Origin of the sequence: Myxococcus sp. RHSTA-1-4 (genome assembly GCF_020037125.1) — a bacterium.
Classification (GTDB): domain Bacteria; phylum Myxococcota; class Myxococcia; order Myxococcales; family Myxococcaceae; genus Myxococcus.
In genome coordinates this window covers 32,546-55,711 of the sequence record NZ_JAIQDG010000041.1, presented here as the reverse complement: position 1 = coordinate 55,711, position 23,166 = coordinate 32,546, and the positions used below count along the sequence as shown (strand labels likewise).

Annotated in this window: 23 protein-coding genes and 1 pseudogene; 15 read left to right on the top strand and 9 right to left on the bottom strand. The window is 71.1% G+C overall.

Translation table 11 applies throughout. The features are described from left to right. Nucleotides 1-213: 213 nt before the first annotated feature. From K8638_RS38160 to K8638_RS38150, 3 genes are all read left to right on the top strand, one after another. A complete protein-coding gene (locus tag K8638_RS38160; protein ID WP_223759655.1) occupies nt 214-516 on the top strand; it encodes a hypothetical protein in 303 nt (100 codons plus the stop codon). A gap of 145 nt (nt 517-661) precedes the next feature. After that, nucleotides 662-1,819, top strand: a complete 1,158-nt coding sequence (locus K8638_RS38155) for a hypothetical protein (RefSeq protein WP_223759654.1) — start codon at nt 662-664, stop codon at nt 1,817-1,819. Between the two features lie 36 nt (nt 1,820-1,855). After that, nucleotides 1,856-2,929 carry a serine/threonine-protein kinase gene (locus K8638_RS38150; protein WP_223759653.1) on the top strand — a complete coding sequence of 358 codons (1,074 nt, stop codon included), beginning with the start codon at nt 1,856-1,858 and terminating at the stop codon, nt 2,927-2,929. Between the two features lie 81 nt (nt 2,930-3,010). On the opposite strand, the gene K8638_RS38145 is transcribed toward K8638_RS38150, so the two are convergent. Beyond that, complete coding sequence (locus K8638_RS38145; RefSeq protein WP_370644223.1) at nt 3,011-4,387, bottom strand: MFS transporter; 1,377 nt, start codon at nt 4,385-4,387, stop codon at nt 3,011-3,013. 70 nt (nt 4,388-4,457) lie between these two features. Between K8638_RS38145 and K8638_RS38140 the strand changes: the two genes are divergently transcribed. Genes K8638_RS38140 through K8638_RS38130 form a run of 3 tightly spaced genes read left to right on the top strand, consistent with a single transcriptional unit; the run spans nt 4,458 to nt 6,689 of the window. Next, complete coding sequence (locus tag K8638_RS38140) at nt 4,458-5,402, top strand: LysR family transcriptional regulator (protein ID WP_223759652.1); 945 nt, start codon at nt 4,458-4,460, stop codon at nt 5,400-5,402. A gap of 30 nt (nt 5,403-5,432) precedes the next feature. Continuing rightward, on the top strand, nt 5,433-6,221 hold the full coding sequence (locus tag K8638_RS38135; protein WP_223759651.1) for an endonuclease/exonuclease/phosphatase family protein: 789 nt from the start codon (nt 5,433-5,435) through the stop codon (nt 6,219-6,221). A 15-nt stretch (nt 6,222-6,236) separates the two neighbouring features. Continuing rightward, nucleotides 6,237-6,689, top strand: coding sequence for a TfoX/Sxy family protein (locus tag K8638_RS38130; protein WP_223759650.1), 453 nt, complete (start codon nt 6,237-6,239; stop codon nt 6,687-6,689). A gap of 27 nt (nt 6,690-6,716) precedes the next feature. Here K8638_RS38130 and K8638_RS38125 read toward each other — a convergent pair whose 3' ends face one another. From K8638_RS38125 to K8638_RS38115, 3 genes are all read right to left on the bottom strand, one after another. Beyond that, the gene (locus tag K8638_RS38125; protein WP_223759649.1) at nt 6,717-7,040 is read right to left on the bottom strand and encodes a hypothetical protein; all 324 of its coding nucleotides are present in this window, start codon (nt 7,038-7,040) and stop codon (nt 6,717-6,719) included. 8 nt (nt 7,041-7,048) lie between these two features. Then, nucleotides 7,049-7,297 (bottom strand): addiction module protein, encoded by a 249-nt coding sequence (locus tag K8638_RS38120; protein ID WP_223759648.1) that lies wholly within the window; start codon nt 7,295-7,297, stop codon nt 7,049-7,051. Between the two features lie 109 nt (nt 7,298-7,406). After that, complete coding sequence (locus tag K8638_RS38115; protein ID WP_223759647.1) at nt 7,407-9,056, bottom strand: AMP-binding protein; 1,650 nt, start codon at nt 9,054-9,056, stop codon at nt 7,407-7,409. 352 nt (nt 9,057-9,408) lie between these two features. On the opposite strand from K8638_RS38115, the gene epsC reads away from it, so the two are divergent. Together epsC and cysK are read left to right on the top strand one after the other, a co-directional pair. Further along, a complete protein-coding gene (epsC, locus tag K8638_RS38110; protein ID WP_223759646.1) occupies nt 9,409-10,254 on the top strand; it encodes a serine O-acetyltransferase EpsC in 846 nt (281 codons plus the stop codon). A gap of 46 nt (nt 10,255-10,300) precedes the next feature. Continuing rightward, nucleotides 10,301-11,224 (top strand): cysteine synthase A, encoded by a 924-nt coding sequence (gene cysK, locus K8638_RS38105; protein WP_223759645.1) that lies wholly within the window; start codon nt 10,301-10,303, stop codon nt 11,222-11,224. Nucleotides 11,225-11,227: 3 nt separating this feature from the next. Here the strand turns inward: cysK and K8638_RS38100 are convergent, their stop codons facing one another. Beyond that, on the bottom strand, nt 11,228-12,364 hold the full coding sequence (locus K8638_RS38100; RefSeq protein ID WP_223759644.1) for an aminotransferase class V-fold PLP-dependent enzyme: 1,137 nt from the start codon (nt 12,362-12,364) through the stop codon (nt 11,228-11,230). A gap of 137 nt (nt 12,365-12,501) precedes the next feature. On the opposite strand from K8638_RS38100, the gene K8638_RS38095 reads away from it, so the two are divergent. The 4 genes from K8638_RS38095 (at nt 12,502) to K8638_RS38080 (ending at nt 17,173) form a co-directional block, all read left to right on the top strand. Then, the gene (locus tag K8638_RS38095) at nt 12,502-14,073 is read left to right on the top strand and encodes a c-type cytochrome (RefSeq protein WP_223759643.1); all 1,572 of its coding nucleotides are present in this window, start codon (nt 12,502-12,504) and stop codon (nt 14,071-14,073) included. 281 nt (nt 14,074-14,354) lie between these two features. Continuing rightward, a complete protein-coding gene (locus tag K8638_RS38090; RefSeq protein ID WP_223759642.1) occupies nt 14,355-14,903 on the top strand; it encodes an SMI1/KNR4 family protein in 549 nt (182 codons plus the stop codon). Nucleotides 14,904-15,011: 108 nt separating this feature from the next. After that, nucleotides 15,012-16,298 (top strand): LamB/YcsF family protein, encoded by a 1,287-nt coding sequence (locus tag K8638_RS38085; protein ID WP_223759641.1) that lies wholly within the window; start codon nt 15,012-15,014, stop codon nt 16,296-16,298. Continuing rightward, nucleotides 16,298-17,173: a biotin-dependent carboxyltransferase family protein gene (locus tag K8638_RS38080; protein WP_223759640.1), complete on the top strand. Its 876-nt coding sequence runs from the start codon at nt 16,298-16,300 to the stop codon at nt 17,171-17,173. The genes K8638_RS38085 and K8638_RS38080 overlap by 1 nt, the downstream gene beginning before the upstream one ends. A 1-nt stretch (nt 17,174) precedes the next feature. On the opposite strand, the gene K8638_RS38075 is transcribed toward K8638_RS38080, so the two are convergent. The 3 genes and pseudogenes from K8638_RS38075 to K8638_RS45435 all read right to left on the bottom strand — a co-directional run. Beyond that, nucleotides 17,175-17,792: a Uma2 family endonuclease gene (locus K8638_RS38075; protein WP_223759639.1), complete on the bottom strand. Its 618-nt coding sequence runs from the start codon at nt 17,790-17,792 to the stop codon at nt 17,175-17,177. A 135-nt stretch (nt 17,793-17,927) separates the two neighbouring features. Beyond that, nucleotides 17,928-18,503, bottom strand: a complete 576-nt coding sequence (locus K8638_RS38070; RefSeq protein WP_223759688.1) for a Uma2 family endonuclease — start codon at nt 18,501-18,503, stop codon at nt 17,928-17,930. A 143-nt stretch (nt 18,504-18,646) separates the two neighbouring features. After that, a pseudogene (locus tag K8638_RS45435) lies at nt 18,647-18,742 on the bottom strand (ectoine/hydroxyectoine ABC transporter ATP-binding protein EhuA); the annotation flags it as partial. Nucleotides 18,743-18,803: 61 nt separating this feature from the next. Here K8638_RS45435 and K8638_RS38060 point away from each other — a divergent pair. After that, complete coding sequence (locus K8638_RS38060; RefSeq protein WP_223759638.1) at nt 18,804-20,156, top strand: hypothetical protein; 1,353 nt, start codon at nt 18,804-18,806, stop codon at nt 20,154-20,156. Nucleotides 20,157-20,174: 18 nt separating this feature from the next. Here the strand turns inward: K8638_RS38060 and K8638_RS38055 are convergent, their stop codons facing one another. After that, nucleotides 20,175-21,761, bottom strand: a complete 1,587-nt coding sequence (locus K8638_RS38055) for a sigma 54-interacting transcriptional regulator (protein WP_223759637.1) — start codon at nt 21,759-21,761, stop codon at nt 20,175-20,177. A 219-nt stretch (nt 21,762-21,980) separates the two neighbouring features. Here K8638_RS38055 and K8638_RS38050 point away from each other — a divergent pair, with 219 nt between their 5' ends. After that, nucleotides 21,981-22,535, top strand: coding sequence for a peroxiredoxin (locus K8638_RS38050; protein ID WP_223759636.1), 555 nt, complete (start codon nt 21,981-21,983; stop codon nt 22,533-22,535). 6 nt (nt 22,536-22,541) lie between these two features. After that, on the top strand, nt 22,542-23,066 hold the full coding sequence (locus K8638_RS38045) for a carboxymuconolactone decarboxylase family protein (RefSeq protein ID WP_223759635.1): 525 nt from the start codon (nt 22,542-22,544) through the stop codon (nt 23,064-23,066). Nucleotides 23,067-23,166: the final 100 nt, after the last annotated feature.

Here is a 23,166-nt window from a genome sequence, read left to right as displayed (position 1 = left end):
CTCCTCGTGGTTCCGGCGCCAGGAGGGGCCGGGCGGTGATGTTGGTGTCATGGCATCCCCTCACCCGGAGTGAGTGACTCCGGACGGAGTGTGAGCGGGCCAGTCGTCCGCTCCCGAGCAGCCCGCCCTCGCGTCGGCTTGCCTGCCCGCCAGGAGCGGACGCATGAAGACCCCGTGGGCCCGTGCGTGGCCACGCCTCACCTCGGAGGAGACATGCGCGCCATCGACTCGGGAGATGCCAGGGTGGCCTCCATCCTCGTCGCGGATGACCCGGCGCTGCCGCGACGAGACGGCCTGGACGTGGTGGTGCGACTGCGCGACGGCCGTGGGTTCACCCTCACCCTGGTGCCACTCCATGTGCTGCAGCGGCGGCTGGCCGCGGCGCCCTCCCTGCTCGCCACACGCCTGGTGCTGGTGCGGCAACTCACCGACGACGCCGTGCTGCACGCGGTGCGCTCAGCGGTGGACGAGGGCATCGAGCAGTTCGGCACGCTGCAGCCCCCGCTGGAGCAGTAGCCCTCCGCGCACGAATTGCGCCCACCTCCCCGGGGGCGCAAGAACTGCGCGAACAGGCTCGCCCGCCGGGGCACTGTCCGACGGCGCACGGATTGCTAGGGCCTTGGGGTAGGAATTTTCCCCCGCGCGAAGGAACGCCGACATCATGAGCAGCACCGTCGTCCCCTCTCCGAGCCTGAATCCGAGCTCCGACATCCGCCTGGTTCCGGTGGAGATTGCCCCCGAGACGTTCTGGGTGGGCAAGCGAGAGCCCGGCAACATCTTCTACGCCAACCCATACCTGCGCCGCTTCCGCGGCACGGACACGAAGACGCAGCGGCCCACGGAGTTCAACCTCCTCATCGACCCGGGCTCCAGCAGCGACTTCTCCGCCATGCACACCAAGGTCACCGCGCTCATCGGGGGCATGGAGCGCCTGTCGGCCATGTTCGTCAACCACCAGGACCCGGACGTGGGCTCGTCGGCGAGCCTCATCTCCGCGCGCTACGCGCCCCGAGCGGGCATCCTCTGCTCGGAGGACACGTGGCGGCTCATCGTCCACCAGAACCTGCCGCGCCACCGCTTCATCCCCACGGAGAAGTTCGCCCAGGGGCTGAGCGTGCCCACCGGGCACAAGCTGTTGCCGGTGCCCTCGCCCTTCTGCCACTTCCGGGGCGCGGTGATGCTCTATGACCCGCAGACGCGGGTGCTCTTCTCCGGCGACCTCTTCGGCGGCCTCACCGACTCCAACGCGAAGGGGCTGTGGGCGGACGAGTCCGACTGGACGGGCATCCGCGCCTTCCACCAAATCTACATGCCGGTGAACGCGGCGCTGGCGCGCGCGGTGGCGGCCATCCGCAAGCTGGAGCCGGGCGTGGAGATGATTGCCCCGCAGCACGGCCGCATCATCCGCGGCCCGCTGGTGCAGCAGTTCCTGGAGCGCATGGAGCGGCTGCAGGTGGGCCTGGACATCATGGACGAGGCGCAGGACCGCACGCACCTGCAGGCCTGGAACGCGGTGCTGGACCGGGTGCTGTCGCTGGCGCGCGGCTACCTGGGCGCCTCCGTGGACGCGAAGCTGGCGGCCAGCAAGGAGCTTTCGGACACGGCCACGTACGACGGCAAGAGCCTCCACGTGAACAAGCTGGGCAAGTGGACGCTGGAGCACGTGGTGTCCCTGCTGTGCCACGGCGAGCCGCCCGAAATCGCCGGCCCCATCATCGTGGAGGCCACCAGCGCCGCCGCCGAATACAACCTGCCCACTCCGCACCTGGACCTCGAGGGCGCGGGGGCTCCGTCCCACGTCTCACTGCTGGACCCGTGAGCCGGGGCGCACCCACACGAATCGAGGGAGGGGCTGGTGCAGCCGACGGACGATGATGCCGGCGACGTGGCCTACCTGGGCGGGGCCGCGCCGGAAGCGGTACCCGCCCCATACTCGCCGGTGACACCTCCAGGCGCGGACCTGCGGCCCGTGACGCCTCCGCCAGCGGTGTCGCTGGCGGACACGCTGCGGCCGGCCACGCCGGTGTCGCCGCAGGGCACGCTCCTCCAGGGCTTCACGACGCCGCTGCCGCTCTCCATGATGGTGCGGGGGCTGGTGCCGGGGCAGGTGGTGGCGGGCCGCTACCGCGTGGAGCGCTGGCTGGGCGCCGGGGGCAGCTCCACGGTGTACGAAGTCACGGACCTCCAGCAGGGCGAGCACGTGGCGCTCAAGGTGCTGGCCGTGCCCCACGCGGAGGCGCACCTGGTGGCGCGCTTCCGCAAGGAGGTGGAGCACGTGCGGGCGCTCGAGCACGTCAACATCCTCCGCGTCTTCGACGTGGGCGACGACGGCGAGCGCCACTTCCTCACCATGGAGCTGCTGGAGGGCTCGGACCTGCGGCAGGTGCTGGCGGAGCGGCGGCCCTCATGGACCGAGGCCCTGCGCTGGCTCACCCACGCCACCGTGGCGCTGGAGCACGCGCACGGGCGCGGGGTGCTGCACCGGGACGTGAAGCCCGCCAACCTCTTCATCACCCGTACCGGGGTGCTGAAGCTGATGGACTTCGGCCTCGCCAAGAGCATGCACGTGCCGGGCACCACGGCGCAGGGCGCGGTGCTCGGCACGCCGGAGTACATGGCGCCCGAGCAGGTGATGGGCAGCCCCCCGGTGTCCCCCGCCACGGACCTGTACGCGCTCGGCGTGGTGGCGTACGAGCTGTTCACCGGGCAGCTCCCCTTCCGCCACGCGGAGCCGGTGCCGCTGATGTTCCTGCACGTGCAGCAGGCCCCGGTGGCACCGCGCACCCTGTGCCCGAACCTGCCGGAGCCCTTCGAGCGCGTCATCATGAAGCTGCTGGAGAAGCGGCCCGAGGACCGCTACCCCGACGCCGCCGCGCTGCGCACCGCGCTGGCGAAGCTGTGGCCCCAGGTGCTCAAGGCCCCCGCCTGAGCGGAACGGGTGCCGCGTGCAGTCTCCTCAACCCCAGGCTCCGGGCCGCTGGGAGCCCTCTCCCGCCGGCCTCCTCCCAGGTCATGCGCCGGTCGCCGCCGCCTCCGGCGTCCTGCCGGGAGCGAACAGCGCCAGCATGAGCGCGGCGGTGGCGGCGAGCCCGGCGGCGATGGCGAACTGCGCGGCGAAGTGTCCCCGGGCCAGCGCCAGCAGGGCCACCGAGAGCGCGCCTCCCAGGAGGCGCATGGCGTAGAGGCTGCTCGTGACGATGCCCCGGTGATGCCAGGGCGCGCGGGACTGGGGACCAATCAGCGAGGTGCTCGCGGCCGGGCCCAGCCCCAGGCCCAGGATTCCCAGGCCCACGAGGGCCGCGGGCACGCCCCACCCCAGCGCGGCGGACAGGGACAGGAACCCGGCGCCCGTCGCGGACACCGCGAAGCTCACGCCCGCGCTCAGGCGCATGCCGCCGCGCACCAGCAGCTTCACGCCGAAGGTGGAGCCCACGGACCAGCCCAGCAGCATGGGCAGCAGCGCCAGCCCCGCGCCCACGGGTGTATGCCCGCCCTGCTCCGTCATCCACAGGGGCACCCACGCGGCCATGCTGTACAGCAGCGCGCCACCGGTGATGTTGCCCACCACGCCGCTGAGCACGGTGCGGTCTCGTACCAGCTCACCCGGGAGCAGCGGAGACGGGGACGCGCGCTGCTGGCGCACCAGCACCGTGCCCATACCCACCGCGGCCAGCGCGCACAGCCACCGCAGCCCGGCGGCCCCGGGCTCCAGCGAGAAGAGGAGCAGCGCCGCGGAGGTGCCGGCCAGCAGGGGGCCCCACCGCTCCAGCGTCACGTCCGAGCGGCGCGGCGGGTCCCGGTAGGACAGGTACAGCAGCGCCGCGGCGAACAGGCCCACGGGCACGTTGACCAGGAACACCCAGCGCCAGGAGGCGTGCATCACCAGCCAGCCGCCGATGAGCGGGCCCGTGGCGTTGCCCACGCCCCAGGCACCGGTGAAGAGGCCCTGCACGGCGGCGCGCTCGCGCAGGGTGTAGAGGTCCGCGCTGATGGTGAGCGTGGTGGGCTGGAGCGCGCCCGCCCCCAGGCCTTGCAGCACGCGGAAGGCGATGAGCATGGGCACGGAGTCCGCGAGGCCGCACAGGGCGGAGCCCACCAGGAACAGGGCCATGCCGCCAAAGAAGACGGGCCTGCGCCCCAGCCGGTCCGCCAGCTTCCCGGAGACGAGCACGCCCACGGTGGAGGCGAAGAGGAAGGCGGAGAACACCCACGAGTAGAGGTGTTCGCCGCCCAGCTCGCGCGTAATCGTGGGCATGGCGCTCGTCACCACCGTGCCCTCGAAGGCGCTGACCACCAGGGCCAGCAGCACCGCGCCGGTGGCCATCCGCCGCGCCGTGCCGGGACGCGCTGTGACTCCGGGCTCCACCGTCAAGCCGCTTCCACTCATACGTAACGTGTACGCCCCGGAAGGCCATGCGGAAACCGCATCTTGCGCATAGACTGCTTGCGGAAACCGCATGACCACCGAACAGCTCAGGGCCTTTCTCCTGGTCGCCCAGGAGGGCCGTCTCTCGCGCGCGGCCCGGGGGCTGGGCCTGTCCCAGTCCGGATTGTCGCGGCAACTGCAGTCGCTGGAGGCGGAGCTGGGCACGCGACTGCTCGTCCGTACCCCAGGCGGGGCGGTGCTGACGGACGCGGGGGAGCGCTTCCTGCCCCACGCGCGCCGGGCGCTGGAGGCGCTGCAGGCGGGCACGTCCGAGCTGGAGCACCTGGCGGGCACGCCCCGGGGCATGGTGTCGCTGGGCACGCTGCACACGGTGGGCGCGTACCTCCTGCCGGACATCATCCCGGCCTTCGCCCGGAAGTATCCGGAGGTGCGGCCCCGGCTGAGCGAGGGCATGGCGGCGGCGCTGGAGGAGGGCGTGGCAAAGGGGACGTTGGACCTGGCCATCCTGTCCCTGCCTGTGCGGCGGGCGGACCTGGTGGCGCAGAAGTTGTGGGAGGAGTCGCTGGTGCTCGCGGTGCCACGCGGGCACCGGCTGACGCGGCTGGGGAAGCCGGTGACGCTGGGCGAGGTGGTGGAGGAGTCGTGGGTGGTCATCCCCGGCATGGCCGGTACGCGGGCGCTGGAGGCGGAATCCGAGGCGCGCGGGGTGACGCCGAAGCTGGCGCTGGAGACGGACAACGCGGAGGCCATGCGCCGCATGGTGGAGCGCGGGCTGGGCGTGGCGCTGGTGCCGGAGTTGATGGCGAGAGACCACCAGTCACGCGGCTTCGACGTGGTGCCGCTGGTGCGGGGCCCGAAGCGGCAGGTGGCGCTGGTGCACCGGGGCGAGGGCTACCTGACGGCGGCGGCGCGGGCGCTGAAGGCGTTCCTCGTGGAGAGCATCCGCGCGATGCCCGAGCCGTGGGGGACGCGGAGGGGTGGCACGGGAGCCCCCTCGGGTCCCCGGGTGCGGTAGCCTGCCGCGGGCTGGCGGGAGAGGTCTGTCATGGCGCTGAAGGTGATGACGTTCAACGTCCTGCAAGGAGGAGAGGAGCGGTTCGACGCCATCCTCACCTTCCTGGCACGGGAGTCCCCGGACGTGCTGGTGCTGCAGGAGTGCCTCGGCTGGGATGACGGCGGGAGGCTGCGCCGGGTGGCCGAGGCGCTGGAGGTGCCGCAGGACGACGCGCACATGGTGCTGGGGCAGTCCCGCTCACGGCCGAGCGGGCGCTGCTACCACGTGGCCGTGGTGAGCCGCCCTCCCCTGCGCTCGGTGAGCGTGCACAACGACCGGCACTTCCTGGGGCACTGCATCGTGCGGTGTGACTTCGACGCGAATGGGCCGGTGACGCTGTTCGGGACGCACTTCGACGCGCACCACGAGAAGCTGCGGTACGTGGAGGCGCGGTATCTGCGCTCGTTGCTGGACACGGCGGCGTTCCGGGAGGGCCAGTTCCTGCTGGCGGGGGACCTGAACTCGCTGTCGCGGAAGGACCCGTACCCGGTGGACCTGGAGGACCGGCTGCGCCGGGCGGGGACGGACAAGTATGGCCATCCGCCGCGCTTCGACGTGATTGACGACGTGGAGGAGTACGGCTGGGTGGACACGCTGCTGGCGCGGCCGGCATCGTCGAAGTGGGTGACGGCGAGGAGGAACCGGGGCGGAGTGACGATTGACTACCGCACGGACTACGTCTTCGCGTCGCCGCGGATGGCGGAGCGGCTGGTGTCGGCGGAGGTCATCGACGTGGGAGACGCGTCGGACCACAACCCGCTGGTGGCGACGTTCCGCTGAGGAGAAGGAGGAGCCATGGCCCGGACGGACAGCTTCGTGGAATACACGGTGGAGTTGCTGGAGAAGCTCGGGCCGGTGCGGGCGCGGTCGATGTTCGGCGGCTGGGGCCTGTACTTCGGTGGGCGGATGTTCGGGCTCATCGCGGACGGGCAGCTCTTCCTGAAGGTGGACGACGTCACGAAGCCCGAATTCCAGGCAGCGGGGGGCCGGCCCTTCATCTATGAGGGCGGCGGCAAGACGGTGGAGATGGGCTACTGGACGCCGCCCGCGGACGCGGCGGATGACGCCTACGCGCTGCTGCCCTGGGCGCGCCGCGCGGTGGACGCGGCACAGCGGGCCGCGGCGAAGAAGGCGCCGAAGAAGAAGGCCCAGGCGAAGCAGGCTCCCGCGAGCAAGAATGCGGCCCCGGTGAAGAAGGCCGCGAAGAAGCCGGCGCGGAAGTCCACCTCACGTACCCGACAGACCTGACGAGGCTTCCAACCTCTCGCGGCTGTCTTACTGAGCACGCAAGGCCTTCGTGCGCTTGAGCCAATAGCCCGGGCGTTGGCGCACGTGGGCAACGGCCAGGACCACGCTGCGCTCCTTCAGCACGGTATAGGGCAGCGCAAAGGGAAAGTCGGAGAGCAGGAAGCGATGGATGGTTGGAGCGTGACGCACTCCAGGCCATGCAGGCCATGTCTCGGGAGCGTCCTCGATGGAGTCGAGTGCATGGAGCACCTCGACAGCGAAGTCATCTCCAAGACCTGGGGTGCGCTCCTCGTACCAACTGGCGGCGGCGGAGAGCCCCCGCCGCGCCTCCTCATGCAACTCAGCGCGCACGAGTGGACTCAGCCCCCGCGGCGTACCCGCAGCTGCGCCCTGACTTCCTCGATGGCCTGGCGCGCGTCGTAGGTCTTCACCTTGCCGGAGACCACCTCCTGAGCACGCCGCCCGAGTTCCGCCGCCCACTCGGCGTCAGCATCAGCTCTCGCGTCTCCGTCTTCGAGGCTGAGCAGCAGCTTGTGCGCGAGACGGGCCCTCTCCTCGGGTGGGAGCTGAAGTGCATCTGGCAGCAGGTCGTCCGCGGAGGAGGCCATGAGCCCAATCTAGCACTGGCCTCGCCGGAAGGCTGCCCACGAAGCCGGGAGAGTCGCCGGAGCAGCAATCAAGCAGCCGAGCGAGCACCTCCCGTCCTCCCAAAGCTCCTCACGCCGTCTTGATGGCCGCCGCGTCCTCCAGCCCCAGCTCCATGACGGACACCTCGCGCATCCGGAACTTCTGCACCTTGCCCGTCACCGTCATCGGGAATGCGTCCACGAACTTCCAGTAGCGCGGCACCTTGTACGTCGAGATGCGGCCCGTGCAGTGTTTCGTCAGCTCCTCCGCCGTGAGCGTCACACCCGGCTTCGGCTTCACCCAGGCCATCACCTCCTCGCCGTACTTCTTGCTCGGCACGCCGATGACCTGCGCCTCGCTCACGCCCGGGTGCGTGTGCAGGAACTCCTCCACCTCGCGCGGGTAGATGTTCTCCCCACCGCGGATGATCATGTCCTTGATGCGGCCGACAATCTTCACGTAGCCGTCCGCGTCCATCGTCGCCAGGTCGCCGGTGTGCATCCACCCCGCCTTGTCCACCGCCGCCGCGGTGGCCTGCGGGTTCTCCCAGTACCCCAGCATCACGCTGTACCCGCGCGTGCACAGCTCGCCCGGCGTCCCCCGGGGCACCACCGCCCCCGTCTCCGGGTCCACAATCTTCACCTCCAGGTGCGGGTGCACGCGCCCCACCGTGGACACGCGCTTGTCCAGCGGGTCATCCAGCGCGCTCTGCGTGGACACCGGCGACGTCTCCGTCATCCCGTAGCAGATGGTCACCTCGCGCATGTTCATCCGCGACTGCACCTGCTTCATCACCTCCACCGGACACGGCGAGCCCGCCATGACACCCGTGCGCAGCGACTTCAGGTCGAACTCGCCGAAGCGCGGGTGGTCCAGCTCCGCGATGAACATGGTGGGCACGCCGTACAGCGACGTGCAGCGCTCCGCCTGCACCGTCTGCAGCACGGCCAGCGCGTCGAACGCCTCGCCCGGAATCACCATGGTGGCCCCGTGGGACGTGCAGGCCAGGTTGCCAATCACCATGCCGAAGCAGTGGTAGAAGGGCACCGGGATGCAGACGCGGTCCTCCGGCCCGTAGCGCAGCGCCTCGCCGATGAAGAACCCGTTGTTCAGCACGTTGTGGTGCGACAGCGTGGCCCCCTTCGGGAAGCCCGTGGTGCCGGACGTGTACTGGATGTTGATGGGGTCATCGAACTGGAGCGACGCCTCGCGGTCCGCCAGCGTGCGCTCGCTGACGTGCTTCGCGTTGGAGAGCAGGAGCTGCCAGTCATCATCCAGCACCAGCGTCACCCGCAGGCCGGGGCAGCGCGGGCGGACCTCCTCGACCATGGCCCGGTAGTCCGTCTGCCGGAAGCCCCGGGAGAACAGCAGCACGCTGACGCCGGACTGGATGAGCGCGTACTCCAGCTCCGAGGTGCGGTAGGCCGGGTTGAGGTTGACGAGGATGGCGCCGATGCGCGCGGTGGCGTACTGGGCCACCACCCACTCGAAGCGGTTCGGGGACCAGATGCCCACCCGGTCCCCCTTCTCCACACCCAGCGCCAGCAGGCCCAGCGCCACCTGCGTGGTGGTGTCCCAGAGCTGCCGGTACGTGGCCCGGTACCCCTGCGAGGCGACCACCAGCGCCTCCCGGGCGCCGTGGAGCTCGACGGTGCGGCGCAGGTTCTGGCCAATCGTCTCCCCGAGCAGCGGGGTGGTGCTGGTGCCGTGGACGTAGGAAGGAACCGAGGCGTGGGTCATGCGGCCATCGTCCCGCCGTCACCCGGCTCGCGGCAAGCACGAGCATGCTGGGAGCCCCAACCCGCGCGGTACCGGCGCCTCCTCCGGCCACGCGGCACCGCCTCCACGCCCTGGCAACCCGGTGGATGCCGCGCCCTTGAGGCATCCCCCCGGGTCATCCGGCCCACCCGTCCCCGCCACCCCGGGCGCCCCGCCCGCCCGGCCCCCGGCGGAGCAGCCCGCCCGCGCCCCCGCCAGGCCCTTCCCGCTGTCCCCTGGCCCACATCTTCCGGGCGTTCGCCGCGCGCCCCGGACATGAAGAGAGACAGAGGTCGTGCGGCGCCACCACGCGCCGCATTAAATGGAGCGGCTCATGGACGATTTCAACCCCAGGCTGGTCGCGGCCCTCCTCGAAGCCCGCCAGCGCCACTGCTTCCCTCCAGACGTGCGCCGCGCGGCGCCCGAGTTCATCGGGCAGGTCCTCGGCCTGCTCTTCCCACACTTCTCCGAGCGCCTGGAGTGTACGGCCGCCGCCGTCCGCCGCGACGTCACCACCGTGGAGGCCAGCCTCCACCGGATTCGCGAGACGCTGGCCCCGCTCTACCCCGACATCAACCCCGCCCTGCCCTCGCGCTTCATGGAGCGCCTGCCGGGCCTCTATGACTGGCTCCGGCAGGACGCCCAGGCCATCTTCGAGGCCGACCCCGCCGCCCGCACCGTGGACGAGGTCATCCTCACCTACCCGGGCTTCTACGCCATCGCCATCTACCGCGTGGCCAACACCCTGCACGGCCTCGGCTTCCCGCTGCTGCCGCGCCTGCTCACCGAGTTCGCCCACCAGCGCACCGGCGTGGACATCCACCCGGGTGCCACCATCGGCCGGCGCTTCGTCATCGACCATGGCACCGGCGTCGTCATCGGCGAGACGACGCTCATCGGTGAGAATGTGAAGCTCTACCAGGGCGTCACCCTGGGCGCCCTCATGGTGGAGAAGGCCCTGGCCGACAAGAAGCGCCACCCCACCATCGAGGATGACGTGGTGGTGTACGCCAACGCCACCATCCTCGGCGGCGAGACGGTGGTGGGCCGGGGCAGCATCATCGCCGGCAACGCCTGGCTCACGCAGAGCGTCCCCCCGCAGTCCGTCGTCACCCGCCGCAGCGAGGTGCGCCCGCGCGGCGCGGACGGCACGCTCGACGCCATCGAGTTCCACATCTGAACCGCCGCACCCTCACGTACAGCCCCCACCCGACGAGGCCCAAGACATGAAGGCGAACAACATCCTGGAGACCATCGGCAACACGCCGCACGTGCGCATCAACCGGCTGTTCCCGTCGCGCGTCACGGTCCACATGAAGCTGGAGCGGGCCAACCCGGGCGGCAGCATCAAGGACCGCATCGCCCTGTCCATGATTGAGGACGCGGAGCAGCGCGGCCTCCTCAAGAAGGACAGCGTCATCATCGAGCCCACCAGCGGCAACACCGGCATCGGCCTGGCCATGGTGGCCGCGGTGAAGGGCTACAAGCTGGTGCTCGTCATGCCGGACTCCATGAGCATCGAGCGCCGCCGCCTGATGGCCGCCTACGGCGCCACCTTCGAGCTCACCCCGCGCGCCCAGGGCATGAAGGGCGCCATCGCCCGCGCGCAGGAGCTGGTGTCCCAGGTGCCCAACGCGTGGATGCCGCAGCAGTTCGAGAACGAGGCCAACATCGAGGTGCACCGCCGCACCACCGCGAAGGAAATCCTCGCGGACTTCCCGGAGGGGCTGGACTACCTCATCACCGGCGTGGGCACCGGCGGCCACATCACCGCGTGCGCCGAGGAATTGAAGAAGGTGTGGCCCAGGCTGAAGGTGTTCGCGGTGGAGCCCGCGAAGTCCCCCGTCATCAGCGGCGGCCAGCCGGGCCCGCACCCCATCCAGGGCATCGGCGCGGGCTTCATCCCCAAGAATCTGCACAAGGAGGCGCTCGACGGCGCCATCCAGGTGAACGAGGAGGACGCCTTCGAGTTCGCCCGCCGCTCCGCGCGCGAGGAGGGCATCTTCGTGGGCATCTCCTCCGGCGCCGCGCTGGCCGCCGTGAATCAGAAGCTGGGCGAGATGCCGGACGGCAGCCGCGTGCTGTGCTTCTGCTACGACACGGGCGAGCGCTACCTCTCCATCGAGACGCTCTTCCCGGCCCAGCAGTAGGCCTCAGCCCGGGTACGTCCGCACCAGCTCCACCAGCCGGTCCATCTCCTCGGGCAGGTTGTAGAAGTGGGGTGACAGGCGGATGCGGCCCCGGCGCAGGGAGTGGGCGACATCGCGCTCGGCGAGCCACGTGCTGAGCGCGCGCGCCTCTCCCCGGGGCGGCAGGAAGGTGAGGATGCCCGCGCGGTGCTCCGGCGCGGGCCCCACGTCACAGCCCAGCCCGCGCAGTCCCTCCTCCAGCCGGGCGAGCAGCCCGCGGATGCGCGCCTCGATGGCGTCCAGGCCCACCTCCTCCAGGAGCTCCAGCGCGGCGCCCAGCGCGTAGATGCCGGTATACGCGGCGCTGCCCTCCTCGAACTTGCTCGCGTCCGGGCGCAGCTCGAAGTGGCTGCGGTTGAAGTTCCACGCGTCGGTGGTGCTGCGCCAGCCCACCAGCACCGGGCGCACCCGGGGCAGCACGTCCTTCGCCACGTAGAGGAAGCCGATGCCCGCGATGCCGAGCATCCACTTGTGGCTGTCCGCGCTGAGGAAATGGATGCGGCTCTTCTTCACGTCCACGGGGACGCAGCCGATGCTCTGGATGCCGTCCACACAGAAGAGGACGCCCGCGCGCTCGCACAGGGCGCCGATGGCGTCCAGGTCCGTGCGGTAGCCGGTGGCGAACTGCACGGAGGACAGGGCCACCAGCCGCGTGCGCGGGGTGAGGGCCGCGGCCACCGCCTCCGGGGTGACGCCGCCCGAGGGCGCCTCGATTTCGCGCACCCCCACGCCGCGGTCCTTCAGGTGCAGCCACGGGTAGACGTTGGAGGGGTACTCCAGCGAGGCGGCCACGGCCACCTCGTCCCCGGGCTTCCAGTCCAGCCCCTCGGCGACCAGGCCGAGGCCGTGGCTGGTGTTGCGCACGAAGGCCACCTCGCCGGGCTCGGCGTTGACGAGCCGGGCGGCCAGCGCGCGCACCCGCTCGCAGTGCGCCTCCCAGCCGCGCTCGTGCTTGAGGCCGTGGTAGACGAGGTCGTCCATCCATCCCCGCACGGCCTCGGCCGCGCGCAGGCTGGTGGGGGCCACGCCGGCGTGGTTGAGGTAGAGCTGCTCCTGGAGCACGGGGAAGAGGGCACGGTAGGACTCGAGCGAGCGCGTCATGCGCGCGAGTGTACCCGCGGGCCGGGCCGTGGCGGGTCCCTGTCTTGCGGCGGCCTTCCCGGGGCGGCTCGCCCCCCCTCCTCCCGCGCGGCGGGCGGATGCGGTATGCGTCGGGCCCTGGGAAGAGAGGGCACCACATGCGCCGCGACATCCTGGGAGCCGTGAGGAACTCGCTGCTGGCGGGGACGGCGCTGCTGGCGGGCTGCGCCGGCACCGTCCATGCGCCCTACCCTCCCATCCGCGCGGACATGTCCCCGGCGGCGCTGGCGCGCGGGGCCACCATCTTCCACGCGAGCTGCGAGGCCTGCCACCGCGGCGGGGACGCGGAGACGGTGTCCGGCGCGCCGCTGCGTGAGCTGCCCTCGTACATGGGCCGCTTCCATGCGGCCAACCTCACCTCGCACCCCACGGCCGGCATCGGCTCCGCGACGGACGAGGAGCTGGCACGCGCCATCCGCTACGCGGTGAGCCGGGACGGGCGGCTGATGGTGATGCCGAGTTACGGCATGGGCGACGCGGACCTGGCGGCGGTGCTGGGGTTCATGCGCTCCGGGCATCCGCTCTTCACGCCGGACGCGCGGCCGGTGCCGCGCTCGGAGTTCAGCTTCATCGGCGGCCTGGGCTTCCGCGTCATCACCGGCAACGAACCGGTGGAGCGCCCCGCTGCGGGCATCCCCGTGCCGCCCAGGGCCGCGACGCGGGAGTACGGCCGCTACATGGCGCATGACGTGTACGACTGCGCGTCCTGCCACACCGACGGCTTCAGCCCGCGCAAGACGGAGGGTGACGACGTCTTCGCCGGAGGCATGGCCTTCGTGGACCCGGAGGGGCGCAAGGTCCACTCCAGCAACATCACCTTCCATGAGACGGGCCTCGCCCACTGGACGCTGGAGGACTTCACCCGCGCGGTGCGCGACGGCATCGCTCCGGATGGCTCCGTGCTGCGCTCGCCCATGCCACGCTTCCGGGGCATGGACGCGGTGGAGGCGCAGGCCCTCTATGACTACCTGCGCTCCGTGCCCGCGCGGGACAACGAGGTAGAAGGGGCGCGGCCCCGGCTCACCGCCACCTCCGTGCGTCCCTCCTGGGTGGCGGCGGCGGGAGTGGAGAGCACGCCCCATGACGAGGCCAACGTCGACCCGGCCACCGCGGCTGCCGTCGCAGAGGCCGCGAGCCTGAGCCCGCGGGATGCCTCCGCCTCCCACGGCTCCGGGACACCCGAGGGCTCCGCATCGAACGCAGGGCCCCGGATGGAGGGCTCCACGCAAGCGGCGAGTCCTCGGACGGACGGCGCCGGGGCGCCGGCAGCCAATGGTGGCGCACCGGGTTCCACGTCCGCGGGGGCGGGGGGCGCCGTGCCCCCGGCCGATTCGCAAGCGGGGACTCGCGGCTCGGCGGCGACCCCCACACCCCGTGCGCCCACACGGAAGCCGCGCCCCACCACGCCGAAGGTGGATGCACCGAAGCTCTTCGTGCAGCTCGGCTGCGCGAGCTGCCATGGCCCCGGCGCCCGCTACCAGGACCGGCTCGCGCGGGTGGCGGACCGGAGTGAGGCGGAGCTGGTGCGCTGGGTGCGCAACCCTGAACAGTTCCTCCCGGGCACCCCCATGCCCACCTACGCGGAGCTGATTGACGAGCCGACCGCGCGGGCCCTGGTGCGCTGGGTGAAGGCGGGCGGCCCCGCCTCGCTGCCTTCCCCCTCCCGCTGAGCCCGCCGCGCCCTCCTGGGCCAGGCAGGTGCGCTCCCCCCCGGGCGGGTGGGAAGTGACAGACGAAATTGCCAGGAAAACCCCCTCTCGCCGTATTCCGATTGGAAGTTCCTCGGGGGTGGTTCTTGGTTCCACCCTCGAGGCGCGTGCCACTCCGGTGCTAACCGGCCCCTGCCCCGGAGTGGCACGTGTGACTTCCATTCCCCGGCCCCTGGTGGCTTCGCCGCCAACCCTTCGTCGGAGTTCCTCTGGCCACCGGAAGCACATGGAGCGCCCGCCTCATGCAGGTGGAGCGAAAGCTGGAGCTGCTGCGGCAGCGGGACACCACGCTGAAGGTGCATGGCGCCAATCGCCATCGCTACGAGCTGGGTCCACGCCTGTCAGACGCGGAGCTGCGGCGGTGGGAAGCGCGCCACGAGACTCCACTGCCAGAGGAGTACCGGGCCTTCCTCCAGGAGCTGGGCAATGGCGGTGCGGGCCCCGCCTACGGGTTGCGGCCATTGACGGAGGACGCCGCGCCGAGCGGGGGCACCTTTCCCCTCTCCAGAGCCCAGGCCGAAACGCGCGCGAGGGAGCCCATCGACGAGGAGGGCAACTTCCTCGCGCCGCCCTATGAGGGCCCGCCGCCCGCCGCGCTCTGGCTGTGCGAGCACGGCTGCGGTGAGGAGGACTGGCTGCTCGTGCGCGGAGAGCTGAGTGGCGGTGTCTGGCACACCGGCGACTCGCACTTCCCCTGGTCCGACGTGACGACGGGCCGGCTGTATGGCTTCCTCGACTGGTACGAGTGCTGGCTGGACGAGGAGCTCGCCGAGCTCGAGCGCCGCGCCTGACGCGGCGGCGGGCCGGCCGCGCGGCCAGGGGGAGGACTCCACGCTTGAAGGGTCCCCCCAGGGAGTCCGAGCTGCACCCGGGGCCCCGGCTCGCATAGGGTGGGCCCCATGACGGAGTGCCTCCTCAACATCGACCTGGGCGAGCTCCCCGAGGAGGACGAGCAGCTCTACACGCTCGCCCACGTGGCCAACATCGCCTGCGGTGGCCACGCGGGGGACGACGCGTCCATGCGCCGCGCGCTGGAAGCCTGCTCGCGCCATGGCACCCGCGCCGGAGCGCACCCCTCGTATGAGGACCGCGAGGGCTTCGGCCGCAAGGCCCTGGACGTCACGCCGGAGGTGATGCGGGGCCAGATGGCCGCCCAGTGCTCGCGGCTCGCACGGCTGGCGTCCGGCCTGGGCGTGCCGGTGCGGTACGCCAAGCCACATGGCGCCCTCTACCACTCCGCCAACGCGTCGCCCGCGCTGGCTCGCGCGGTGGTGGACGGCGTGGTGGAGGCACTGGGCCGGGGCATCACCTTCATCGGCCCGGGCACGGGCGCCCTGCGGGACGCGGCCCGGGAGGTGGGGCTGGCCTACGCACGAGAGGGTTTCGCGGACCGGGGCACGCGGCCGGATGGCTCGCTCATTCCGCGCGGGCAGCCCGGGGCCGTGCTCACCGACCCGGCGCTGGCTCGGGAGAACACCGTGCGGCTGGCCACGGGAGGCACCGTGGACACGCTCTGCGTTCATGGCGACACCCCGGGCGCGGTGGAGATGGCCCGCGAGGTCCGCGCCACGCTGGATGCGCTCGCGCTGCCCGCCGAGCCGCTGGGGGACGGCGCGCTGCGGCTGGTGCTTCCCGAGGGCCTGGAGCGCCGCGCCACGCGCGAGGCGCTGTGTGCCCTGCCCCGCGTGGTGGACGCCGTCATCACCGAGGAGCACGCCTGCGTGTACTTCGACCCGGCCGCGCCCCCCGAGGAGCCCCGGCTGGCCCTGGCGCGGCTGCTGCGCATTCCACCTCCCGTGGATGAGCGCCCGCCCACCACCATCCGCGTGCGCTACGACGGACCGGACCTGGCGGGGGTGGCGGAGCGCGCGGGACTCCCGGTGGAGGAGGTGGCCCGGCTCCACGCGGCGCGCGAGTACTCGGTGCGGTGCGTGGGCTTCCTGCCGGGCTTCGCCTACCTGGGCGAGGTGGATCCGCGCATCGCCGTGCCCCGGCTGCCCACGCCGCGCACGCGTGTGCCGGCGCTGGCGGTGGGCATCGCCGGTGGGCGCACGGGCGTGTACCCCTTCGCGTCTCCGGGTGGGTGGAACCTCATCGGCACCGCGCTGGACTTCACCGCCTTCACGCCGGAGCAGGGCGCGGTGTTGCGGCTCGGAGACCGGGTGCGCTTCGAGCGGGTGGACTGATGGCGGGCTGGCTCGAAATCGCGGGAGTGGGAGGCCCCGCCACGGTGCAGGACGCCGGGAGGCCGGGGCAGATGCACCATGGCGTGCCGACGGGGGGACCGCTGGTGCCGGAGCTGCTGGCCCTGGCCAACCGCGCGGTGGGCAACGCGTGGGGCACGGCGGCGCTGGAGGCGTTCGGCCGGCTGGAGCTGCGGGTGCGTGGGCGTGGAGCGCGGGTGTCGGTGGACGGGCGCGCCTTCGCCGTGGCCGAGGGAGAGGCCTTCACGGTGCCCGCGCCCGAGAATACGAGCGTGCGCTACGTCGCGGTGGACGGGGGGCTCGCGGTACCGGAGGTGCTGGGCGGGCACGGCACGCTGCTGGTGGCGCGACTGGGCGGGCACGAGGGACGCGCGCTGCGGCCCGGAGATACGGTGCCCCTTGGTGAAGGTGGCGGCACACCGGAGATGTTGGAGCCCGGGGATGCGCTGGACGTGGCGGCGCCCATCCGGGTGATGCTCGGGCCGGACGCGGAGCGCTTCGACCCGGCGACGGTATCCACGCTACTGACGGGAGCCTTCACGGTGTCCCCCGCGAGCGACCGGGTGGGGATGCGGCTGAAGGGGCCCACGCTGACACACGGAGACGAGGGAGCAGGCACCTCGCGGCCCATGGTGCGCGGGGTCATGCAGGTGACGTTGTCGGGAGAGCCCATCGTGCTCGGACCGGACCACCCCACGACGGGCGGCTACCCGCTCATCGCCGCCGTCATCCGCGCGGACTGGGGCCGGCTGTGCGCGCGGCGCCCGGGTGCACCGGTGAGGTTCCATGCTGTGAGTCTTGAAGAGGCTCGCGAAGCGTGGCGCCGGCATGTGGAGCGCTTCCGGTCTCCCCCCTGAATCAGGGCGCCTCCCTCCTCCGAGGCCAGAGCGCGCCAAGATTCAGCTCCACGTCTTCAAATGGCGCTGCCCGGACACGCGCTTCACCGGAGTACGTGCCACGCAGCCCCCACATGTCGCCCTCCCGTTGAAACACCTCCAGCGTCCGTGCGGCCGGGTCCACCAGCCACACATGCCGGACACCCTCTCGCGCGTAGATCTCCCGCTTACGCCCCCGGTCCAGCGTCTGGGTGGTGGGGGACAGCACCTCACAGACCCAATCCGGCGCCAGGATGAAGAAGGGCACCGTCGGCATCTCGGGCATGCGCTCCCACCGCCAGCCCCCGATGTCGGGGACCAGGACGTCCCGCCCAAGGTGCAACTCCGGTTCATCCACGATCCACCAGCCCCCAGGGGACTGCCGCCCTATCTGGAAGGCCGTCAGCAGCAACGCCCCGAGCACCGAGCTGGCCACCGCATGCGGGCTCGCCGGCCGCGGCATGGCGATGAGCTCCCCGTCGATGATCTGCCCGACCATGTCCTCCGGCAGCGCCAGCAGGTCTTCATAGGTCGCGGGTCGCTTCGTCTCCTTGCCCATCTCGGAACTCCCCGGTCCACCGACCTCCACTCCCTCCATCATCAGCCCTGCCTCCCAGAAGTGAAACCCCACCCCTGATGGTGTGTCCACTCCCTCCTACTCCACAGGTCTGACACGAGAGAGCCAACCTGGTACGCACGGGGGCTCGCAGGGAGGACTCACCAGCGACACCACCGGTCAGGGCGCCTCCAGCTCCGGAGGCCACAGCGCGCCGAGGTCCAGCTCCAGGGCCTCGAAAGGCTCGGCCCGAATCCGTGCCTCGCCGGAGTACGTGCCTCGCTGGACCCACTGCCCACCGTCCCACCAGAACACCTCCAGCGTCCGCGAAGCCGGGTCCACCAGCCAGACGTACTCCACGCCCTCACGCGCGTAGATCTCCCGCTTGCGCTTGCGGTCCAGTGACGCGGTGGACGGAGAGAGCACCTCGCAGACCCAGTCCGGCGCCAGCGTGAAGAAGGGCACCCTCCGCATCTGGGGCATGCGCTCGCGCCGCCAGCCGGCGATGTCCGGGACCAGCACGTCCTGACCGAAGTGCAGCTCGGGCTCGTCCACAATCCACCAGCCGCCTGGAGACCGCTGCCCGACCTGGAAGGTCGTCAGCAACAGGCCCCCAAGCACGGAATGCGCCACCGCATGGGGGCTCGCCGGCCGCGGCATGGCGATGAGCTCCCCGTCGATGATCTGCCCGACCATGTTCTCCGGCAGCGCCAGCAGGTCCTCATAGGTCGCCGGCCGCTTCGTCTCTCCACCCATCTCGGAACTCCCCGGTCCTACAACCCCCAGCCCTTCCATCATCAGCCCTGCCTCCAAGAAGTAGAACCCCACCTGGGATGGCGTGTCCACTCCTTCCTACTCCAGGGGTCTGACAACCGGCTGGGGACCGGCCGTCACCGCTCCACCTTTCCCGCGCCCATGAACAGCACGCGGTGGGCCACGTCCGCGGCGAAGCCCATCTCGTGCGTCACCACGCACAGGGTCATCCCCTCGCGCGCAGCTCGCGCATGACCTCCAGCACCACGCAACTCCGGATTCCCAGTCTCCGATACTGTCGGCATGACGACCCCCATCAAGGGCCCCCGCGTCCAGCCTCGCCCCCTCGAGACGCCGAAGCCGTCCCTCCCGCGCAACGAGGTGAAGCCGAAGGCGCCGCAGGCCGCGCGGCCCGACACGGTGGGGGTGTCCCGGTTCGACTCGGGGAAGGGCCGCTCGCCGTCCGTGGCGCTGTCCTCGCCGGTGGCCGCGCCCCAGGGCTCGCCCATCCAGCCGGGCAGCCATCCCACCGCGGAGGACGTGAAGGCCATCTCCGCCATGAAGGACCCGGTGGCGCGCAACTACGCGATTACGCAGGGCTACTCGGACCTGTCCGCCGCCATGAGCCAGATGCTGGGCGACGACAACGCCAACTGGGCCACCTTCGCGACGTGGGCCTCGAAGCAGGCCGGCGTGAGCATCCGCGGCGAGGACATGCCCAGGTTCCTCACGGACGCGCTCAAGGGCGCGGACGGGGCGCTGGGCCCCCTGGCCAGGGTGGATGACTTCCTGCGCAAGCTGGGCCTGCCGGCGTTCCCCATCGGAGACCTTGGTGCGGCCGGCAACGAGGCGCTCACCAGCGTCAGCAAGGCCATCGCCGACGGCAACCAGTTCGTCTTCCGGGAGGTGGGCCAGGAGTTCGCCCGCTTCATCGAGACGTTCCAGGGCGACACGAAGTACGACGCGGCCAAGGTGAAGCAGTACCTGGACGGCTTCCCCAAGGACAAGCCGCTCTTGAAGGAGGCCTTCGGCCACTACGCGCAGGCCATGTTCGAGAAGGACCCGAACAAGAAGGCCGAGCTGATGCTGCTGGCCAACAACAAGGTGGGCCTGCACGAGCAGACGCAGCTCCAGCCCTTCATCGACAAGGCCCTGAACGCCCCGGTGAAGGAGACCTTCCGCAAGGTGCTCAAGCAGGGCATCGAGGCCTCCATCAACGCGCTCCCCTTCCCCGCCAACCTCGCCGGCAAGGCCGCGCTGAAGTCGGGCGCCGTGGACGCGCTGCTCAACCCCGTCGTGGACGCGGCGGCCGGCGCGTTCCGCCGCGTCGCCACCGAGCACATGATGAAGCTGGCCGTGCCCGGCGGCGCGCTGAAGCTGGGCAACGATTTGCCGCCGCCCAGGGGCATGGAGTCCACGCTCTTCCCGCCGCACCTGCGCACCATCCAGAACCCGGAGCTGCGCGCCCTCCTCGGCAGGCTGGACCACAGCCCGGACAGCCTCAAGGGCACCGGCGCGAAGGACTGGAGCCGGCTGGAGCAGCGGATGGACTACATCATCGACCTCTTCCGCACGCGCCAGTCGGACCCGCACCTGTTCGACGCGCCCTTCGGCCGGAGCGGCACCACGTACCCGCTGCCGAACGCGCCGCGCTGAGGCCCGCGGCCCGGCCGCTCACGCCTCGTCCACGACGAACTGCTCCAGCCGGGCGATGCCCAGCTTCTTCATCCGGCTCTGCAGCGTGGACGGCTTGAGCCCCAGCAGCGCCGCCGCCCCGCCCGGCCCGTAGACCCGGCCGCGGGTGAGCGTCAGCACCCGCATGATGTGCTCGCGCTGCACCGCCGCCAGCGTGGGCACCGCGCCCTGCTTCAGCGGCGCCTCCGCCACCTGCGCTTCCCGGGCCACCTCGCCAGCCCCTCGCGCCGGGACATCGAACGCCTCCGCGCCCAGCTCCGTCCCGCGCGTGAGGATGGTGGCGCGCTCCAGCGCGTTGGCCAGCTCACGCAGGTTGCCCGGCCACTCGTACGACGCCAGCCGCTCCAGCCCCGCCGGCGTCACCTTCATGCCCCGCCGGCCCGTGCGCCGCGCCTGCTCCTCCAGGAGGAAGGCGCAGAGCTGCGGCAGGTCCTCGCGCCGCTCGCGCAGGGGCGGCAGCCGCAGCGGGAAGACGCTCAGCCGGTAGTAGAGGTCCTCGCGGAAGCGCTTCTGGGCAATGGCCTGCTGCAGGTCCACGTGCGTGGCGGCGAGGATGCGCACGTCCGCGCGCACCGTCTTGTCGCTGCCCACCGGCTCGAAGGTCTTCTCCTGCAAGGCGCGCAGGAGCTTGGCCTGCAGCTCCACCGGCAGCTCGCCCACCTCGTCCAGCAGCAGCGTGCCCCCGCTGGCCATCTGGAAGCGGCCCGCCCTGTCCTTCGTGGCCCCGGTGAAGGCGCCCTTCACGTGGCCGAACAGCTCGCTCTCCAGGAGCCCCGCCGGAATCGCCGCGCAGTTGAGCGTGACGAAGGGCTGGTCCGCCCGCGCGCTCCACCGGTGGATGGCCCGCGCCAGCCGCTCCTTGCCCGTGCCCGTCTCGCCCGTAATCAGCACCGGCGTGTCCGTCTCCGCCACCTGCCGTGCACGGCGCGCGAGGTCCCGCATCGTCGGGCTCAGCGACGTCTCGAGGATGCCCTCCGAGTCCCCGCCGAGCTGCGCCTCCAGGAGCTTCGCGTGCTCGTGGTCCTGCCGGTGCATCCGCTCGAAGGTGGCGCGCTGCTCCGCGGCCTGCAGCGCCGTGGCCAGCATCTGCCCGTACACCTCCACCAGGTCCACCACCGGCTGCGGGTACGTCTCGCACTCGGCCCGGTCCAGCGACAGCACCCCGTAGCAGCGCTCACCCGCGCACAGCGGCACCACCATGCACGAGTGCCCTGGCGGCAAATCCAGCACGCCGTCGAACGGGTCCCCGTCCCCGTGCGAGTGGTCCTCCTCCGTGAAGGCCCGCGCGCGCCGCGTCTCCAGCGCCTGACGCAGCGAGGGGAACTCCGCCAGGTTGAGTGTGTGCCTGCGCACCTTCTCGTTGGCCAGGGGCCCCCGCGCCGCCACCGACACCAGCCGCCCCTCCTTGAGAAGGAACAGCGTCGCCAGGTCGAAGCGCACCACCCGCGTCAACCAGTCCAGTCCTCGACGGAGCAGCTCCTCCACCGAGTCTTCCGTGGTTGCCAGCTCGACCAGGTCCCGAGCATCCTGCGCGCCTTCGATTCGGCCTGACATTCCGTCCGACATGCTGCACGAATAATAGCGGTCCACCGAAATTGCAGTGGCGAAACCCACCGAGATTTCGTTATTCACCGGCCCGCTGGCACCGAACAGTCGGGGGATAGAGTCAAACCCCTGGAATCATTGAAGTCGAAGGCTGGCACGGGGCCTGCTTTAGCAGTTGGCACATCACACGTTCCCGGGTCGTCCCTGTGGCGGCCCCTAGACCCAAGGAGCCGTAACGACATGCTGACCGTTGGCGACAAGATCCCGAGCTTCAAGGTGAAGGCCACCGTGTCCCTGGAGAAGGGCAAGGAGTTCGCGGACATCACGAACGAGACCTACAAGGGCAAGTGGCTGGTGCTGTTCGCCTGGCCGAAGGACTTCACCTTCATCTGCCCGACGGAGATCGCGGAGTTCGGCAAGAAGAACAAGGACTTCGCCGACCGTGACGCGCAGGTGCTGGGCCTGAGCACCGACAGCGAGTTCGTGCACCACGCGTGGCGCACGCACCACCCGGACCTGAAGGGCCTGCCCTTCCCGATGCTGGCGGACCTGAAGCACGAGCTGTGCAACGCGCTGGGCATCCTCCACAAGGAGGAGGGCGTGGCGCTGCGCGCGACGTTCATCGCGGACCCGCAGGGCATCATCCGCCACGTCACGGTGAACGACCTGTCCGTGGGCCGCAACGTCGCCGAGACGCTGCGCACCCTGGACGCGCTCCAGACGGACGAGCTGTGCCCCTGCAACTGGACCAAGGGTGAGGAGACCCTGACCCAGAAGCTGGCGAAGGCGGGGTAATCCACCATGGCCTCGCTCGAAGTCGTCCGCACCGAGCTGGCGGACGCCCACAAGGACACCCGCCTCAACCTCCAGGCCGTCCTGGAGGGAGGGAGCCTCACCCCGGAGCAGCGCTGGGGCGTGGCCGTCGCTTCCGCCTTCGCCGCGCGTAACGAGCGGCTGAAGGAGGCGATGCTCAACGAGGCGAAGAAGGCCCTCGCGAACCCGGAGCCGGTCATCGAGGACGCGCGCGCCGCGGCGTCGTTGATGGCGATGAACAACGTCTACTACCGCTTCCGGCACATGATCGGGAAGGAGTCCTACTCGACCAAGCGCGCCGGGCTGCGGATGAACCGGCTCGCGCAGGTGCTGACCAACAAGGTGGACTTCGAGCTGGTCTGCCTCGCGGTCAGCGCCATCAACGGCTGCGAGATGTGCATGAAGAACCACGAGAAGGTCGTCCTCGAGGGCGGCCTCACCGAGGACCAGGTGCACGACGCCGTCCGCATCGCCGCGGTCATCCACGCGGCGGCGGTGGGTCTCGAGTCGTAAGCACGGCTGTCGCGAGTCATCGCCGTGGATTCAAAGCGCCCTCCGGTGGAAACACCGGGGGGCGCTCCATTTCCGGGCTCCGGGCATCTCAACTGGCGCC

Coding starts and splice junctions, on each gene's coding strand:
- K8638_RS38160 (WP_223759655.1), top strand. CDS start 214: ATGCGCGCCATCGACTCGGGAGATGCCAGGGTGGCCTCCATCCTCGTC.
- K8638_RS38155 (WP_223759654.1), top strand. CDS start 662: ATGAGCAGCACCGTCGTCCCCTCTCCGAGCCTGAATCCGAGCTCCGAC.
- K8638_RS38145 (WP_370644223.1), bottom strand. CDS start 4,387: ATGAGTGGAAGCGGCTTGACGGTGGAGCCCGGAGTCACAGCGCGTCCC.
- K8638_RS38140 (WP_223759652.1), top strand. CDS start 4,458: ATGACCACCGAACAGCTCAGGGCCTTTCTCCTGGTCGCCCAGGAGGGC.
- K8638_RS38135 (WP_223759651.1), top strand. CDS start 5,433: ATGGCGCTGAAGGTGATGACGTTCAACGTCCTGCAAGGAGGAGAGGAG.
- K8638_RS38130 (WP_223759650.1), top strand. CDS start 6,237: ATGGCCCGGACGGACAGCTTCGTGGAATACACGGTGGAGTTGCTGGAG.
- K8638_RS38120 (WP_223759648.1), bottom strand. CDS start 7,297: ATGGCCTCCTCCGCGGACGACCTGCTGCCAGATGCACTTCAGCTCCCA.
- K8638_RS38115 (WP_223759647.1), bottom strand. CDS start 9,056: ATGACCCACGCCTCGGTTCCTTCCTACGTCCACGGCACCAGCACCACC.
- epsC (WP_223759646.1), top strand. CDS start 9,409: ATGGACGATTTCAACCCCAGGCTGGTCGCGGCCCTCCTCGAAGCCCGC.
- cysK (WP_223759645.1), top strand. CDS start 10,301: ATGAAGGCGAACAACATCCTGGAGACCATCGGCAACACGCCGCACGTG.
- K8638_RS38100 (WP_223759644.1), bottom strand. CDS start 12,364: ATGACGCGCTCGCTCGAGTCCTACCGTGCCCTCTTCCCCGTGCTCCAG.
- K8638_RS38095 (WP_223759643.1), top strand. CDS start 12,502: ATGCGCCGCGACATCCTGGGAGCCGTGAGGAACTCGCTGCTGGCGGGG.
- K8638_RS38090 (WP_223759642.1), top strand. CDS start 14,355: ATGCAGGTGGAGCGAAAGCTGGAGCTGCTGCGGCAGCGGGACACCACG.
- K8638_RS38085 (WP_223759641.1), top strand. CDS start 15,012: ATGACGGAGTGCCTCCTCAACATCGACCTGGGCGAGCTCCCCGAGGAG.
- K8638_RS38080 (WP_223759640.1), top strand. CDS start 16,298: ATGGCGGGCTGGCTCGAAATCGCGGGAGTGGGAGGCCCCGCCACGGTG.
- K8638_RS38075 (WP_223759639.1), bottom strand. CDS start 17,792: ATGATGGAGGGAGTGGAGGTCGGTGGACCGGGGAGTTCCGAGATGGGC.
- K8638_RS38070 (WP_223759688.1), bottom strand. CDS start 18,503: ATGGGTGGAGAGACGAAGCGGCCGGCGACCTATGAGGACCTGCTGGCG.
- K8638_RS38060 (WP_223759638.1), top strand. CDS start 18,804: ATGACGACCCCCATCAAGGGCCCCCGCGTCCAGCCTCGCCCCCTCGAG.
- K8638_RS38055 (WP_223759637.1), bottom strand. CDS start 21,761: ATGTCGGACGGAATGTCAGGCCGAATCGAAGGCGCGCAGGATGCTCGG.
- K8638_RS38050 (WP_223759636.1), top strand. CDS start 21,981: ATGCTGACCGTTGGCGACAAGATCCCGAGCTTCAAGGTGAAGGCCACC.
- K8638_RS38045 (WP_223759635.1), top strand. CDS start 22,542: ATGGCCTCGCTCGAAGTCGTCCGCACCGAGCTGGCGGACGCCCACAAG.